At 60.2% G+C, this 15812-nt stretch carries 16 protein-coding genes; 4 read left to right on the forward strand and 12 right to left on the reverse strand.

Going from position 1 to position 15812, the window contains the following annotated elements; all coding sequences use genetic code 11:
* Positions 1-79 precede the first annotated feature (79 nt).
* Both ACR1XU_RS06020 and ACR1XU_RS06025 read left to right on the forward strand, forming a co-directional pair.
* On the forward strand, positions 80-778 hold the full coding sequence (locus ACR1XU_RS06020) for a glutathione S-transferase family protein (protein WP_480904183.1): 699 nt from the start codon (positions 80-82) through the stop codon (positions 776-778).
* The gene (locus ACR1XU_RS06025; protein ID WP_480904180.1) at positions 775-1161 is read left to right on the forward strand and encodes a DUF1801 domain-containing protein; all 387 of its coding nucleotides are present in this window, start codon (positions 775-777) and stop codon (positions 1159-1161) included. The genes ACR1XU_RS06020 and ACR1XU_RS06025 overlap by 4 nt, the downstream gene beginning before the upstream one ends.
* Here the strand turns inward: ACR1XU_RS06025 and rnr are convergent.
* Genes rnr through dapE form a run of 3 tightly spaced genes read right to left on the reverse strand, consistent with a single transcriptional unit; the run spans position 1152 to position 5187 of the window.
* Positions 1152-3410 (reverse strand): ribonuclease R, encoded by a 2259-nt coding sequence (gene rnr, locus ACR1XU_RS06030; protein WP_480904177.1) that lies wholly within the window; start codon positions 3408-3410, stop codon positions 1152-1154. The genes ACR1XU_RS06025 and rnr overlap by 10 nt on opposite strands.
* Positions 3411-3468: 58 nt before the next feature.
* A complete protein-coding gene (locus ACR1XU_RS06035; protein ID WP_480904175.1) occupies positions 3469-4044 on the reverse strand; it encodes a TIGR04282 family arsenosugar biosynthesis glycosyltransferase in 576 nt (191 codons plus the stop codon).
* Positions 4045-4047: 3 nt separating this feature from the next.
* On the reverse strand, positions 4048-5187 hold the full coding sequence (gene dapE / locus ACR1XU_RS06040) for a succinyl-diaminopimelate desuccinylase (RefSeq protein ID WP_480904173.1): 1140 nt from the start codon (positions 5185-5187) through the stop codon (positions 4048-4050).
* Positions 5188-5395: 208 nt separating this feature from the next.
* On the opposite strand from dapE, the gene ACR1XU_RS06045 reads away from it, so the two are divergent.
* The gene (locus ACR1XU_RS06045) at positions 5396-6454 is read left to right on the forward strand and encodes a transporter substrate-binding domain-containing protein (RefSeq protein WP_480527030.1); all 1059 of its coding nucleotides are present in this window, start codon (positions 5396-5398) and stop codon (positions 6452-6454) included.
* On the opposite strand, the gene ACR1XU_RS06050 is transcribed toward ACR1XU_RS06045, so the two are convergent.
* Genes ACR1XU_RS06050 through ACR1XU_RS06090 form a run of 9 tightly spaced genes read right to left on the reverse strand, consistent with a single transcriptional unit; the run spans position 6451 to position 14135 of the window.
* A complete protein-coding gene (locus ACR1XU_RS06050) occupies positions 6451-6795 on the reverse strand; it encodes a hypothetical protein (protein ID WP_480904172.1) in 345 nt (114 codons plus the stop codon). The genes ACR1XU_RS06045 and ACR1XU_RS06050 overlap by 4 nt on opposite strands.
* Positions 6796-6847: 52 nt before the next feature.
* The gene (locus ACR1XU_RS06055; RefSeq protein ID WP_480904169.1) at positions 6848-7690 is read right to left on the reverse strand and encodes a fumarylacetoacetate hydrolase family protein; all 843 of its coding nucleotides are present in this window, start codon (positions 7688-7690) and stop codon (positions 6848-6850) included.
* A gap of 18 nt (positions 7691-7708) precedes the next feature.
* Positions 7709-8464, reverse strand: a complete 756-nt coding sequence (locus ACR1XU_RS06060; protein WP_480904166.1) for an SDR family oxidoreductase — start codon at positions 8462-8464, stop codon at positions 7709-7711.
* Between the two features lie 8 nt (positions 8465-8472).
* Positions 8473-9975, reverse strand: coding sequence for an aldehyde dehydrogenase (NADP(+)) (locus ACR1XU_RS06065; protein WP_480904163.1), 1503 nt, complete (start codon positions 9973-9975; stop codon positions 8473-8475).
* A gap of 14 nt (positions 9976-9989) precedes the next feature.
* Positions 9990-11102, reverse strand: a complete 1113-nt coding sequence (locus ACR1XU_RS06070; protein WP_480904160.1) for a fumarylacetoacetate hydrolase family protein — start codon at positions 11100-11102, stop codon at positions 9990-9992.
* A gap of 1 nt (position 11103) precedes the next feature.
* Complete coding sequence (locus ACR1XU_RS06075) at positions 11104-11934, reverse strand: amidohydrolase family protein (protein WP_480904157.1); 831 nt, start codon at positions 11932-11934, stop codon at positions 11104-11106.
* Positions 11931-12359: an RbsD/FucU family protein gene (locus tag ACR1XU_RS06080; protein WP_480904154.1), complete on the reverse strand. Its 429-nt coding sequence runs from the start codon at positions 12357-12359 to the stop codon at positions 11931-11933. The genes ACR1XU_RS06075 and ACR1XU_RS06080 overlap by 4 nt, the downstream gene beginning before the upstream one ends.
* Positions 12349-13401: an aldo/keto reductase gene (locus tag ACR1XU_RS06085; protein ID WP_480904151.1), complete on the reverse strand. Its 1053-nt coding sequence runs from the start codon at positions 13399-13401 to the stop codon at positions 12349-12351. Before ACR1XU_RS06085 ends, ACR1XU_RS06080 begins: the two co-directional genes overlap by 11 nt.
* Positions 13398-14135: a GntR family transcriptional regulator gene (locus tag ACR1XU_RS06090; protein ID WP_480527044.1), complete on the reverse strand. Its 738-nt coding sequence runs from the start codon at positions 14133-14135 to the stop codon at positions 13398-13400. Before ACR1XU_RS06090 ends, ACR1XU_RS06085 begins: the two co-directional genes overlap by 4 nt.
* 83 nt (positions 14136-14218) lie before the next feature.
* On the opposite strand from ACR1XU_RS06090, the gene ACR1XU_RS06095 reads away from it, so the two are divergent.
* Positions 14219-15772 (forward strand): UxaA family hydrolase, encoded by a 1554-nt coding sequence (locus tag ACR1XU_RS06095; RefSeq protein WP_480904148.1) that lies wholly within the window; start codon positions 14219-14221, stop codon positions 15770-15772.
* Positions 15773-15812 lie beyond the last annotated feature (40 nt).

Here is a 15812-nt window from a genome sequence, read left to right on the forward strand (position 1 = left end):
CAACTTAGCCTAAACCTGATGTCAGTTTCTGTCATCAGTCGGAGTTATGCATCGACCATCCCACTTAGGAGCGATTTTGATGCTGACCCTTCTCACCTTCCCATCCGCCTTTGGCCAATACAGCGCCAGCCCCTTTTGCGTGAAAACGGCTCTCATGCTGCAGCACTCCGGCCAGTCGTGGCAGCGGTCGGATCTGCTGGATCCCCGAAAGATGCCGCACCACAAGCTTCCGGTGTTGCGCACACCCGACCGGTTGGTGCCGGACAGTGACCTGATCCGGGACTGGCTGGAGGCGCAGGGCGCCGAATTCGACCGGGGCCTGAGCGACATTCAAAAGGCGCAATCGCGGGCTTTGGTGCGAATGGCTGAAGAACACTTGTATTTTCAGATCGTTCTGGACCGCTGGGGCAATGACGAGGTCTGGCCGATCCTGCGTAACACGTTCTTTACCTCTGTACCGGCTTTGATCCGCAAGCCGGTTTCAAATGCCATCCGAAAATCCGTTCTGAAAGGACTGCAGGCGCAGGGGGTTGGCCGATTTTCGGTTGCTGAACGGATGGAACGGATCGAGCGGGATCTGGAATCCATCGCCGCATTTCTTTGGCAATCTCCGTTCCTGCTGGCGGAACACCCGACATCGGCGGATATGAGTGTTGGTCCAATTCTCGCGGCGATGCGAGCGACACCGGCGAACACTCCGCTGACGCGGCGGATCAAACAGGATAAACTGCTGAACAGCTATATTGACCGCATGGAACAGGCGATCCCACTGGTATGAGACCTTTTGAGAATCCGGCAGTTGCACAGGCTTTCGAGGAACTGCCCCAGGGCACTCGAAAGGGTGCCCTGATTCTGCGAGAGCTGGTCTTTGAGACCGCAAGCGATCTGGAAGCCGCGCAGCCGTTGGCTGAGGCGTTGCGCTGGGGCCAGCCTGCCTACCTGGCGCCCAAGGGATCAACGGTCCGGCTTGGTAGCCACAAATCCGCCAGCTTCGCCCTGTTCGTGCATTGCCAGAGCCGGTTGATGGGCGATTTCACCTCGGCCTTTCCCGGTAAGGACCGGATCGATGGCAATCGGGCCGTGTTGTTCGATGACATTGGCCAGATCGACGAAACCCGTCATGGGTGGCTGATCGCGCGGGCGCTGACTTATCACCTCTGACGGCGTTTGCGTTCGACCTTGCGCTTGATCTTGTCCTTCTTGCGCTTGGTACTGACCGCCTTGCGCCGGGTTGCCCGCTTTGCAGGCCCCCGTCCGCGCGGCAGGGCCTGATCGTCAATCGACAACAACTCCAGCTCCAGCCCGCCGGTCACAGGCGTCGCTTCAATCAGACGAACAGTGACACGCTGACCTATGGCGATGATCAGGCCGGAGTCCGACCCCATCAGGGTTCCGGCCTCGCGGTCGAAGTGGAAGAACTCCCGACCCAGTGAGCGCACCGGCACCAGCCCGTCCGCGCCGGTTTCATCCATCTTCACGAAGGCGCCGAACCGGGCGATGCCGCTTATGCGACCGGTGAACTCATTGCCCACCCGCTCGCTGAGATAGGCGGCAAGATAGCGGTCGGTTGTGTCCCGTTCCGCCATCATCGAACGACGTTCGGTGTCCGAGATCTGGGTCGCGGTCTCTTCCAGGCGATCGATGTCATCCTCGGTCAAACCGTCCTTGCCCCAGCCATGGGCCGAGATCAGCCCGCGATGCACGATCAGGTCGGAATAGCGACGGATGGGCGAAGTGAAATGCGCATAGTTCCGCAACGCCAAACCGAAGTGGCCGAAATTCTCAGGGTTATAATACGCCTGCGCCATAGACCTGAGGGTGGTGAGGTTGATCAGTTCTGCATCCTCGGTTCCGGCAGCGGCGTTTAGCAGCGCGTTCAGGTGGCGTGTTTGCAACACTTGTCCCTTGGCCAGGTTGAGGCCCGCGGCCTGAGCCGTTTCGCGCAGGCTTTCCAGCTTTTCGGGGGCAGGTTCTTCATGCACCCGGAACAATAGCGGCTGGCGCTGGGCGATCAGCGTCTCGGCGGCGGCGACATTGGCGAGGATCATGAACTCCTCGATCAGTTTGTGTGCGTCCAGACGTTCGCGGAAGGCCACGCTCAGCACCTCGCCGGTGTCGCTGAGGACGATCTTGCGTTCGGGCAGGTCAAGTTCCAGTGGTTGCCGTACCGAGCGCGCCTTTTTCAGCGCGGTATACGCAGCATAGAGCGGTTTCAGAACCGGTTCCAACAGGGGTCCGGTACGGTCATTGGGATTACCGTCGATGGCCTCCTGCACTTCGGTGTAATTCAGCGAAGCGGCCGAGCGCATCAGCGCCCGAACGAAGCGGTGGCCGATCTTGTTGCCATCCGCGTCGATCTGCATTCGAACGGCGATACAGGCGCGCGGAACACCTTCGTGCAGCGAACACAGATCACCCGACAAACGATCCGGCAGCATCGGCACCACACGGTCGGGGAAATAACTGGAGTTGCCGCGTTTGCGTGCCTCGCGATCCAATGCTGTACCTGGTTGCACGTAAGCTGCCACGTCTGCAATCGCGACCCAGATGACATGGCCGCCGGGGTTCTTGGGATCGTCGTCGGCATGCGCATAGCAGGCGTCGTCATGGTCCCGTGCGTCCGACGGGTCGATGGTCAGCAACGGCATGTCCCGCAGGTCTTCGCGCCCTTTCAGGCCGACGGGTTTGGCCTTGTCAGCCTCATCAATCACCTTGTCCGGAAAATCATCAGGGATGCCGTGCTGATGGATGGCGATCAGCGACACGGCCTTGGGCGCAGACGGATCACCCAGCCGTTCCACGATCCGCGCACGGGGCAGGCCCATGCGGTTCTTTGGCCCGGCCTGCTCGGCCTCGACCAGTTCGCCGTCTTTGGCGCCCAGCACCGCGCCATCGTGAACCAGCCATTCGGTCTGGCCGGTCTTGTCGATGGGAACGATCCGCCCGCCCTCGGCCCCTTTGCGGAAGATGCCGACGATTTTGCGCGGGTTGGTTCCGATTCGGCGGATCAGTCGCGCCTCGTAATTGTGGTCTTCCTCATGTACCACCGTCAGGCGGGCCAGGATGCGGTCCCCTTCGCCCAGCGCCGGATCGCTGGCGCGGGCAATGATCAGGACAATGGGTTCAACGCCTTCGCCATGCCATTCCAGCGGACGGGCAAACAGATCGCCATCCGCGTTCGGAGCCTTCACCTGCAACACACTGACCGGCGGCAACCGGTCTGGATCGCGATAGCTGCGCTTGCGCTTTTCCAGATGACCCTCGGCCTCTAGCTCCTTGAGTATACGCTTGAGGTCAATTCGGTCCGCGCCCTTGATGCCAAAGGCCTTGGCGATATCGCGTTTCGAGGTCAGGGTGGGGTTCGCCGAGATCCAGTCCAGGACCTCCTGCTTGGTGGGGATGCGAGTCATGAATTCGGCCTAGCACGGGGATGCGACCGCGTCATGACCAAAAAAGCAGTCGTGTGGATCAGGTTTGCAGATCTGCGACGGTATCCACGTCGTTCAGATAATCCAGCAGCGCGAAGCTGCGATCGGGGATCGAGGCGAGCGTGTCCGCCAGCGCGTGTTCCGTCGACCAACGCACGTTGTTGAACAATCCGGGTGGCAGCGCCGCTACGCCTTGCGCACCAACCAGCCAGTACCCGCCATCTGTCGCAGGTCCAAATACCATTTGCGTCGCCCCCAGGGCGCGAAAGGCGCTTGCGATGTGGTTTCGGGTAATGCCCGGTATGTCGGCACCGATCAGGCAGACGGGCCCGTCCGGAGCGCTGCGTAGCATCCGGGCCATGCGGACACCCAGATCGCCTTGCCCTTGCGCGACACGCGGCAAATCGGCGGGCCAGATCCGGCTGGCCAGACCCTCCCGATCGGGTGAAACCGCCAGCATGATCTGCCACCGAGGATCGCGTAGCCGCCGGATCAGAGCCCTTGCCTGATGCCGAAACCACCACGCTGCACCAACCATGCCGATATCCCGACCCAGTCGCGTCTTGACCCGACCCGGGCGTGGTTCCTTGATCATGATAATCAAAGTGCGTTGCATGGATCAGGCGAAGTAATCCCCGAGAATGCGCGTATAAATCGCCTTGAGCTGTTCGATTTGCGCGACTTCGACGCATTCGTCGACCTGATGCATGGTGCGCCCGACAAGTCCAAACTCGACGACGGGGCAATGGTTCTTGACGAAGCGCGCATCCGATGTGCCGCCGGTTGTGGACAACTCGGGAGCGATTCCGGTTTCGGCTTCGATCGCGCGCGAAACCAGATCCGACAGGGCCCCCGGCGGCGTCAGAAAGCTTTCGCCGGAGATTTTGATGCGGGTATCGATTGTGACGCCAAACTCTTCGGCAACCCGGTCCGCTTCGGCGTGCAGCCAGTCACTCAGGTTTTGCCCGGAATGAAAGTCGTTGAAGCGGATGTTCACTGCCCCACGACATTGCGCAGGAATCACGTTCGTGGCCGGATTGCCGGTATCGATTGTGACGACCGCAAGGGTCGATGCATCGAAATGATCCGAGCCCTGATCCAGCTCGTGGCTGGCCAGCCGATCCATCAGCCGGGCGATGGCGGGCACCGGGTTCTTCGCGCGATGAGGATAGGCCGAATGGCCTTGTACCCCACTGACAGTGAACCAAGCGGTCATCGAGCCGCGCCGCCCGATCTTGATCATATCACCCATGCGGTTCGGGCAGGTGGGTTCGCCAACCAGACAGACCGACATACGTTCGTCCGCAGCGTCCATGTAATCCAGCAATGCGGTTGTGCCATCCAGCGCATCGGCTTCCTCATCCCCGGTGATGGTCAGGATGATGGCTCCGTCCGGCGGAGTGTCCCGTACAAAATCAATGGCTGCGGCTGCAAACGCAGCGACGCCGGACTTCATGTCCGTGGCGCCCCGGCCATACATGATCCCGTCGCGTATTTCGGCCCCGAAGGGCGGCATGGTCCATGCTGCCTCATCACCTACAGGAACGACGTCGGTATGCCCGTTGAAGCCGAAGCTGCGCGCATGGCCCTTGCTGCCCCAGCGCGCAAACAGATTGCTGATCCCGCCGCGATCCGCCCGGGTGCATTCAAAGCCCGCGTCCGACAGGACTTTCTGCAACAGAACCAGCGCGCCGCCTTCCTCGGGTGTGACCGATGGGCAACGGATCAGGTCTGCCGTCAATTGTACCGGGTCTGTCATCGCGGGCCTCTTGTCTGTATTGCTGGGCAGGTTCGTGCACAGATTCAACGAATTGGCCCGATTGCCAACCCCAGGGCGCAAATTTTCCAACTGTTTTGCCCACGCATGTCTGGTTGAGACGTCCGGAAAACATGGCGCTTTACCCCGCGATCACCTTGCCGCCCGGTCCAAAACTAAGTTAGAGGGCCGCGAAACAGGTATCTTGTCGATGAAACGCCTATTCTTCGCAGTGATCTGCCTGACTTTCGCCGTTCTTGCACAGCAAAGCCAGGCGCAATCGCTTACGGTCTCGACCGTAACTCGCCCCCCGTTTTCCTATGTCGAGGACGGGGACCAGAGCGGTTTTTCCATGGACTTGCTGGAAGCCCTGTCCAGCGCGCTGGGTTGGGAGTATTCGGTCAACCGGTTGGATGCCTTTGGGGACATGCTGAATTCGGTGCAGGACGGGACAGCCGATCTTGCGATCGCCAATATCTCGATCACCGCGTCACGCGAAACGAGTATGGATTTCAGCCAGCCGATTTTCGAATCCGGTTTGCAGATCATGGTTCCGTCCGAAGCAATGCGCCGGCCATCCCTGCTGCAGGCGCTGTTGTCGCGCGAACTGTTCATAGCGATCGGGCTGGCTTTTGCGATCCTGCTGGGCGGCGGGATGCTGATGTGGAGTTTCGAACGACGTGCGCAACCCTATTTTGACCGCAAGCTGAACGAGGCATGGTTCCCGTCTTTCTGGTGGGCGTTGAATCTCGTGGTCAATGGCGGCTTCGAAGAACGCATGCCCCGCACGCCTTTTGGCCGTTTACTGGGGGTCATTCTGGTTGTTTCTTCACTGTTCATCGTGTCCGTTTTCACGGCCCGGATTACATCGGTCATGACAGTGGACGCGATCACCGGCAGCGTAAACTCGGTCAACGACCTCTATGGCAAGCAGGTGGGCACGATCTCGGGCTCGACCGCCGCCAACTTTCTGAACCGTCGCGAAATTGAGTTTACCGGCTATCCCGGACTGGAAGAGATGCTGACATCCTTCGAGAAAGAGGAACTGGACGCGGTCGTCTTCGATGCACCGATCCTGTCCTATTACGCTTCGCATGAAGGCCGGAAAATCGCCTCGGTGACAGGCGGAATTTTCCTGCGCGAAACCTATGGGATCGCCTTTCCGACCGGCTCGCCTTTGGTCGAGGAAGTCAACCAGGCGCTGCTGTCCCTGCGTGAAGACGGTACGTATTCCGAAATCTACCGCAAATGGTTCGGGGCGCGGAACTAGGACTGTTCCTGATCGCCGAAAAATGGCGTCATCTGCGCGACGATGACCGCGTTTTCATCCAGCGCCCGTTGCATCAGAGCACGTTCGTCAGATTCGATGTCATGACCCTGCGCCTCACGCTCGGCCAGTGTGCCATAGCCGGTAACATCCAGCGGAGCGGTATCGGCCTGTTTCAGAATGGCCACGGTTTCCCGTACCGCTTCCGCCTCGTCCACGCCGCTGGCAAAACACATCAGTGCAGCACCGGTCGCGCCCTCGGGCAGACCGTCACCTTCTTTCCGTCCGATCTGAACCAGCAGCGTATAGACCTGCTGGCGAGAGGGTTTCTTTTGCTTGTCCATATCCGGGCCTTAGCGCCGCACCCGGACATGGTCAAGTTCACGGTTGCCCGGATCAGCCAGCAACGACGTTCTGTTTCTGCACGCCCAGACGTTCGATGCCCAGTTCGATTTTGTCACCGGGCTTCAGATAGGTCTGCGGTGTCTGACCCATCCCGACACCCGGCGGTGTTCCGGTGGCGATCACATCGCCCGGCTGCAGGGACATGAACTGGGAAAGGTATGAAACTACTGTCGCAACGGCGAAATGCATCGTCCGGGTCGATCCGTCCTGATAACGATGCCCGTTCACCTCTAGAAACATCGCCATGTTTTGCGGGTCCGAAACCTCGTCCCGCGTCACCAGCCACGGGCCAATCGGACCAAACGTATCCGCCGACTTGCCCTTGACCCACTGGCCCGAGCGATGCAGTTGAAAATCGCGTTCAGACAGGTCGTTGATCACGCAATAGCCCGCCACGTGGTCTAACGCTTCGGCTTCTGACACGTATTTTGCGGCTTTGCCGATAACCACGCCCAGTTCGACCTCCCAATCGGTTTTGACCGAACCGCGGGGGATTTCCACGTTGTCATTCGGCCCCATAATGGCCGATGTTGCCTTGAAAAAGACGACCGGCTCCTGTGGCAGTTCCATACCGCTTTCTTCAGCGTGGTCGGCATAGTTCAGGCCGATGCAGATGAACTTGCCGACCTGCCCGACACAGGCACCGATCCGGGGGTTCGCATCGGCTTGCGGCAATTGAGCGGGGTCCAGCGCGCGGAGTTTTTGCAGGCTTTCATCGCCCAGCGTTTCGCCGGCAATGTCATCCACAACCCCCGACAGGTCCCGAATTACTCCGGTATCATCCAGAAGGCCCGGTTTTTCCTGACCGACAGGCCCAAAGCGCAGAAGTTTCATCCTGTTTCCCTCATTCGTTCAGATCGTCCAGCCGCCATCGATGGCAAAGGGCTGTCCGGTGGTGTATTTGCTGGCGTCGCTGGCCAGGTAGAGTGCGAGTTCCGCGATCTCTTCAGCGGTTCCGATGCGCCCCATGGGCTGGCGCGCGATGAAATCCGTCATCGCCTGCTGATAGTCGCCGGTTTCGCGCAGGCGGTCATGCAGAGAGGGGCTGTCCACAGTCCCTGGACAGATCGCGTTGCAGCGAACCCCTTGTGTGACGAAATCCGCCGCGACTGATTTGGTGAGGCCAATGACTGCCGCCTTCGAGGCGCAATAGGCAAAGCGGTTCGGCACGCCCTTGATCGACGAGGCAACCGACGACATATTGATGATCGAGCCGCCGCCGTTTTCCAGCATGTTCGGCAAGATCAGCCGGGTCAGCCGATACATGGCCTTGACGTTCAGGTCGAAACTGAAATCCCAGTCGCGTTCCTCGCATTCCAGAATGGACCCGTTTGCAACATAGCCCGCGCAATTGAACAGCACGTCCAGTGCCGGCAGATTCGCGACAGCGGCCTGCACAGCATTGGCATCCGTCACATCCAGTTGCAGCGTTGTCACGCCCGCTGTTCCATCAAGCGAGGCCAACGCATCAGAGTTGATGTCGCATGCAATGACCTGCGCCCCTTCGGCGGCAAAAAGTTCGACTGACGCTCGGCCGATGCCTTGGCCTGCCGCTGTGACCAGGGCGGTTTTCCCGGCCAGTCGCGCTGGTGTTCCTTCGTTCGGCATACTGGACCTCATCCCTGTTCCGGCAGCAATTCGGCTGGAATATTCTGATAGCAAACGGGACGCAGGAAGCGCCGGATCGAAAGCGTTCCCACAGAAGTTGCGCCAAAGTTGGTCGAGGCCGGGTAGGGCCCGCCATGGACCATCGCATCGCAAACTTCGACCCCGGTGGGGAACCCGTTGGCCAGAATGCGCCCGGCCTTGCGCTCCAGCAGAGGCAGGAGCGAACCGGCATCCTGCGCGTCGCCCGCATCCATGTGAACGGTGCAAGTCAACTGGCCTTCGATCGTACGGGCGATATCGCGCATTTCGCTGATGTCCTGAACGCGCACGATGATGCCGAGCGGGCCAAACACCTCTTCCTGCAATCGATGGTCCGATTGCCAGTCTTTGCCGGAAACACTGAACAGCCAAGGCCTGGCCGAGCGTGTCTCGCAGCTTTCGCCCAGGATCCGGGTAACACCGTTGCAGGCCGCCACGCGATCTGACCCTTGCCGGTATGCGTTCGCGATTCCGTCGGTCAGCATGGTTTGGGCAGCAACCTCCTGCAGCGCATTTGCTGTGGCGGCTTCCAGCGCGTCCGCATCCGGACCATCGATCACCACGGCGATGCCGGGATTTGTGCAAAACTGACCTGCACCCATGGTGAGCGAACCGGCCCAGCCCACACCGATCTCCGCGGCGCGGGCAGCTGCCGCATGAGGCAGGATAAACATCGGGTTGACCGACCCGAGTTCACCGAAGAACGGAATAGGCTCGTCCCGTTGCGCGCACAGATCGAACAGCGCCCGCCCCCCGGCCAGGCTGCCGGTGAAGCCAACTGCGCGGATCAATGGGTGCTGAACCAGCCGTTCGCCGACTTCACGTGCGTCACCCTGAACCAGCGAGAAGACACCCGGGTGGACCCCGCGAGCCTTGACGGCGGCGTCGATGGCCTGTGCGACGATCTCGCCAGTGCCCGGATGTGCCGGGTGCCCCTTGACGACAACCGGGCATCCGGCGGCCAGCGCCGCGGCAGTGTCACCGCCCGCAACCGAAAACGCCAGCGGGAAATTGGACGCCCCGAATACGGCAACCGGACCCAGAGGGCGCTGAATCATCCTCAGGTCCGGGCGCGGCAGGGGCGCGCGGTCGGGCATAGCTGGGTCATGGCACATGTCCAGATAGTCACCCTGAAGGATGTAATCGGCGAACAGGCGCAACTGTCCCACTGTCCGCCCGCGCTCTCCTTGCAGGCGGGCTGCGGGAAGGCCGGTTTCCTGGCTGCCAATTTCGGTGATTGCATCCCCCCGGGCATCGATTTCGTCGGCGACCCGGCGTAACAGCTCTGCCCGTTCGGCGCGCGAGGACCAGCCGTAGGTTGCAAACGCCTCTTCGGCGGCGTCGACGGCGGCGTCGACGTGAGATGCCTTTCCTGCCGCAAAGTCATGGGCGGGGCCTTCTGCCGGCTGCGAAGCAAAGACAGTGTCCGCGCCAATCCATTCGCCAGCGATCAGGTGTTTTCCGGTGAGCATATTGTGGTTCTTTCTTACAGCAGGCCGCGCCGGGCCAGGTTTCGCATCAGGTGGGACGCCCCGAAACGCCATTCGGGGCACTCAGTCGCCAGACGCACCGTGTTGGTCAGTGTGCCCAGCTTTTCACTGGCGATGGTTACAACGTCTCCCAGCTTGTGTGTAAACCCTCCTCCGGGTGTTTCCCGATCCTGCGTCGGGGCGAACAGGGTCCCGAGGAACAGCATCAGGCCGTCCGGATACTGGTGATGCCGCCCGATCGTCTGGCAAACAAGATCTGCAGGATCGCGGCTGATCTGGGACATGGAGGAGCTTCCGTTCAGGTTGAAACCTTCGGGACCGTTTACAGTCAGTGTCAGTTCGGCCTGCCGCACATCGTCCAGCGAATAATGGTCATCGAACAGCCGGATCAGCGGACCGATCGCGCAGGACGCATTGTTGTCCTTGGCCTTGCTCAGCAACAAGGCCGAGCGCCCCTCGACGTCGCGCAGATTGACGTCATTGCCCAATGTCGCACCCATGATCACGCCTTGCGAATTCACGGCAAGCACGATTTCGGGTTCTGGGTTGTTCCATTCCGAAATCGGGTGCAGGCCAATCTCGGCCCCATACCCCACCGACGACAGGACCTGCGCCTTGGAAAAGACCTCGGCGTCGGGTCCGATGCCCACCTCAAGGTACTGGCTCCACAAACCTTCTTCGATCAGGGCTTGTTTTGCCTTTGCAGCGGCGTCCGATCCGGGGACGATATCGCTCAGTTTCTTGCCGATGCGGACACCGATCCGGTTGCGAATGCTGTCGGCACGGGCCGGGTCGCCACCGGCCTTTTCTTCGATCACGCGTTCGACCATGGAGCCGGCAAAAGTGACGCCGCAGGCTTTGACGGCCTGCAGATCACAAGGGGCAAGCCAGGCAAATGTATCGCGGACAGGGTCCAGCACCTCACCGTCGGCAGTGCGGACATATTCCGCCGCATCTTCGCGTTCGAGGACATCCCGGACCGTGGGCGCGGTTCTTGATGTGATGTCCATCAGGCTTTCGCCGCGCAAGGTGACAACGCACGGTCCAATGCCGGCCCGTTCGACACGACCCAGCCACACTCCGTCGCGGTCAAATTCAGACAGGTTCATTTCAATCCCTCAGGCTGTAGGCGCGCAGCGCATTGCCGCCCAGAATTGCCGAACGTTCTTCAGGGGTCAGACCCGAAAGCAGTATGTCGGTAACCTCGACCCAACGTTCATACCTGCTGGCAAGAGTGCAAACCGGCCAGTCGCTGCCCCAGATCAGGCGTTCGGGTCCGAACACGTTCAGCAGATGATCCACGACGGGGCGCAGGTCGCCGATGTCCCAGTCGGGCTGCGCTTCGGTCACAAGTCCGGACAGCTTGCAAAACGCATGGCTGTTGCTGGCGATTGCGGTAATGTCATCGGCCCAGTCAGATAGTTGACCGTCCCGGATTGCCGGTTTTGATGCGTGATCCACGATAACCCGCATCTGCGGGTATCTGGCCAGCAAACGGCGCAACGGCCCAAGATGCTTGGGCAAGGTCAGCGCATCAAAGGTCAGTTCGTGATCGATGAGCGCCGCAAAGGCCGGGTGCAGAGACTCCCGCAGCATCCATTCAGGATTCTCGATATCCTGAATCATCGGGCGCAAACCGACGAGGAGTGGGTTTTGTGCCAGCGCCTTAATCTGTTGTGGGGCATCGGATGCTTCGAAATCAACCCAGCCCACGACGCCTTTGACAAAGGAAGTTTTGTCCGCCAACGACAACATGAACTCAGTTTCGGCAACTGTCGGGGCAGCCTGAACCAGAACAGTGCCATCGATTCCGGCACGTTCAATCAGGGGCAGCAGATCGGCGGGCAGAAAATCCCTGTAGATCGGCCCGATCTCGGCTGTCAGCCAGCCGTAATCACCCCGATCCAGAGACCAGAAATGCTGATGAGCATCAATTCTCATCCAATCACGCCTTTTTTCAGGATGATATTGCCGTAAAGCCTGCGCTCGCCGGTCTGGACGATGACGAAAGCTTGGGATGCGCGTTCATAGAATGCAAAGCGCTCAAGGCTTTGTATTTCGACGGGGTTGTCGGCTGTCTGGTGAATGATGGATTGAAAGTCGGCCACCGCCTCGGGGATCGCCTCGGGGTTTCCCACCACCTGCATGGTCAGGGCGGGGTCAGGGACAAAATTATCCAGCGGCATGACCGAGAGAACGGCCCGAAGAATATCACTGGCCGAGGATCCATCCGCCCTCAGGCATTCGGGGCCTACGCTGGAGCCGGGAAAATTGGCGTCAGCGATAACGATGTCATCCCCGTGACCCATGGATCGCAAGGCATGTAGTAGGTCAGGGGAAAGCAGTGGATCGATGTTACGCAGCATGGGCCGTCTCCGATGGCAGGGGGGCATCCGCGCGGATCAGGCCTTCGGATTTCAGGTCCGACCACAGCGAAGCGGGAATATTGCGCTCCAGCAAGGCGACATTCGCATTCACCTCGGCCGCACTGACCGCCCCGGGTACAACAGTTTTGACACATGGATGCCCAAGAACGAACTGCAGGGCGGCCGCAATCAACGGGGTGCCGTGAGCGTCACACACGGCCTCGATTTTGCGCACTTTGTCCATGATGTCCGGTGGCGCATCCACGTAATTGTACTTTGCTCCGGGAACCGCGCCGGTCGCCAGAATGCCCGAGTTGTAGGGACCGCCCAGAATGATGCCGACATCGCGCTTTTCGCAGAGCGGCAGAAAGCTGTCCAACGCCTCCTGTTCCAGCAGCGTGTATCGTCCAGCCAGAAGGAAGCCGTCGAAATCACCCAGACCCAGCAATTTCTCGCACACCTGCCATTCATTGATCCCGGCGCCGATCGCGGCGATTTCGCCCGCCTCACGCAATTCAGTCAGTGCGCGGTAGCCGCCGCCGTCAAAAAGCTCTCGGACCTTCGCGTCGGATGCTTCCTGACTGCCCTGGCTGAACACGCAAACATCATGCACCAGAAGAATGTCGGCATTGGCGACACCGATCCGTTCGCGGCTGGCTTCGTAGGATCGCATGACACCGTCATAGGTGTAGTCGAATACGATTCGTTTCCGGGGAACATCCACGAAAGCTTCGGGTGTGACCTCGTGCGGTTCGCAGTCCACAAGAAGGCGCCCGATCTTTGTGGAAAGCTGAATGTTGTCACGTCCAAAGACCGGGATGGCCTCTCCGAAACGCTCTTCAGACCGGCCCAGCCCGTATTGCGGTGCGGTGTCAAAGAAACGGATCCCAGCATCGAAGGCCGCATGCAGCGCGGCCTGTGCGTCGGCATCGGACACCTTGCGATAGAGATTTCCCAAAGGTGCGCCCCCGAAACCCATGCGGGTCAAAGGAACAGGGCGAGAAGTTCGGTTATTGAGGAGTTCGGTCTGAGAAACGGTCATCCTGCGTCTCGTTCTGGGTGGGAGCTGATGTTGAACAGGTGCGGCTTTTCGCGTTCCAGAACCTCGATGCGCGGCATCAGCTGTCCCAGGTGATGGCGCATCGCCTCCTGTGCGGCTTGTTCGTTGCGGTCCTGAACCGCGTCGAATATCGCGCGGTGTTCCTGCAGCGTTTCCGCAACGCGGCCCGGGGTAGGCAACAGCAGCATGCGTGCACGGCTGACCTGCAGTGAAACCGTTTGCGCCACGTCCGGTAGCCGGACAAAGCCGGTAAAGGCCATCAGCAGGGCGTGAAATTCCTCGTCGGCCTGATAGAACCCGGGGATGTCCTCATCCTCGATCAGCAGTTCCTGCAGCCGCATGTTGCGACTCAGGCGCTTACGCTGGTCTTCGGTAAAATCACGGGCGACCTTGGCGACGGTAGCCAGTTCAAGGGCTTCGCGCAGAAAGACGCCCTCGCGGATTTCCGACATCGAGAAATAGGATACACGCGTTCCCGATTGCGGAACCACATCCACCAGTCCTTCGGCCGCCAGCCGGGCAATCGCCTCGGCCACGGGCGCACGAGAGACGCCAAGCCGCTCACAGATCGGCGCCTTCTTCAGATTTGCGCCCGGCAGGAAATCCAGGGACAGGATGGCCTGCTTGATCGCAAGATAAACACGGTGCGCCAGCGAGCCTTCTGTCACGGCAATTTCAGGCAGCAAGGTTGCGTCGATGTCTTGAGGTCGGTTCATGATTTTCGATCTAGCATACTAACATGTTAGTTGACAAGTGTGGGTTCGCTCATTAGCAATTTGTGCAGGCAAGTGGGAAAACAATGCAAGCACAGCAGAAAAACAAGGGCCTTCAGGGCAAGGCGCAGGACACCGTCAGGCTGAACCCGGATGACAATGTGGTCATTGCGCTGCGGGATCTTTCGGCTGGCGACTGCCCGACAGGAGTGCCTGCGCCTTTGCCGGGTTCAATCGGGCGCGGTCACAAGATTGCCGTGGTGCATATCCCCGCAGGAGCGAATGTCATCCGGTATGGCCAGATCATCGGGCAGGCCAAGTCAGATATTGCGCCGGGCGCGCATGTCCATGTCCACAACCTTGGGATGGGAGAGCATCAGCAGGACTATGCGCATGCGTCTGCCTGCGTGCCATTGCCCGAAATACATCGCACCCGGACCTTTCAGGGGTTTCACCGGGCGGACGGTAAAGTGGGCACGCGGAATTACATCGGCATTTTGACCACTGTGAACTGTTCCGGCTCGGTCGCGCGTTTCATTTCCGAGGCGGCCGAAAAATCGGGCCTTCTGGATGCTTACCCCAACGTCGACGGCATTGTGCCGATTGTTCATGGCACCGGTTGCGGAATGTCCGGCAAGAACGAAGGCTATGCCGCCCTGTTCCGCACATTGGCAGGCTATGCGCAGCACCCGAATTTTGGTGGCATTCTTCTGATCGGTCTGGGTTGCGAAGTCATGCAGGTGTCCGATCTGGTCGGGGGGCGTCCGATCCGTCCCGATGGCGCACTGCGCTACATGACGATCCAGAACGAGGGCGGCACGCGCCGAACCATCGAGCGGGGGCTGGAAGAGTTGCGCGGAATTGCCGAACTGGCCAATCAGGCCACCCGGCAACCCGCGCCCGTCAGTGCAATCACCGTTGGAATGCAATGCGGCGGTTCAGACGGGTATTCCGGCATCACGGCAAACCCGGCGCTTGGCTACGCCTCGGACCTGCTGGTTCGCCACGGTGGCACGACCATTCTGTCGGAGACTTCCGAAATCTACGGTGCGGAACATCTTTTGACCCGTCGTGCCGAAACCGTCGAAGTTGGAGAAAAGCTGATCGCCCGAATCCGCTGGTGGGAGGACTACACCGAACGAAACGGCGGCGAGATGGACAATAACCCCAGCCCCGGCAACAAGCGCGGCGGGCTGACGACGATTCTGGAAAAATCGCTGGGTGCGGTCGCCAAGGGCGGTACGGCGCCTCTGCGCGATGTGTACGAGTTTGGCCAGATCGTCGACAAACACGGGTTTGTTTTCATGGACAGTCCGGGGTTTGATCCCTGCTCGGTCACAGGTCAGGTGGCGTCAGGGTCGAACCTGATTGTGTTCACCACCGGGCGGGGCTCGGTTTCCGGCTATCAGCCGACACCCTGCATCAAGCTGGCCACCAATTCCGAAATGTATGCCCGCATGTCCGACGACATGGACCTGAACTGCGGCGACATCGTCACCGAGGGCGTCAGCATCGAAGCCAAGGGCGAGGAACTGTTCGAGATTCTGATCCGCGTCGCATCGGGCGAACAGACGAAAAGCGAGCAGCTTGGCTTCGGAGGGGTCGAGTTTGTTCCGTGGCAGATCGGAGCGGTGATGTGAACCGGATGCGACACGGGGACTGAGGGATAAATGGGAGGAG

The sequence above is a fragment of the Ruegeria sp. D1(2025) genome (assembly GCF_056536425.1).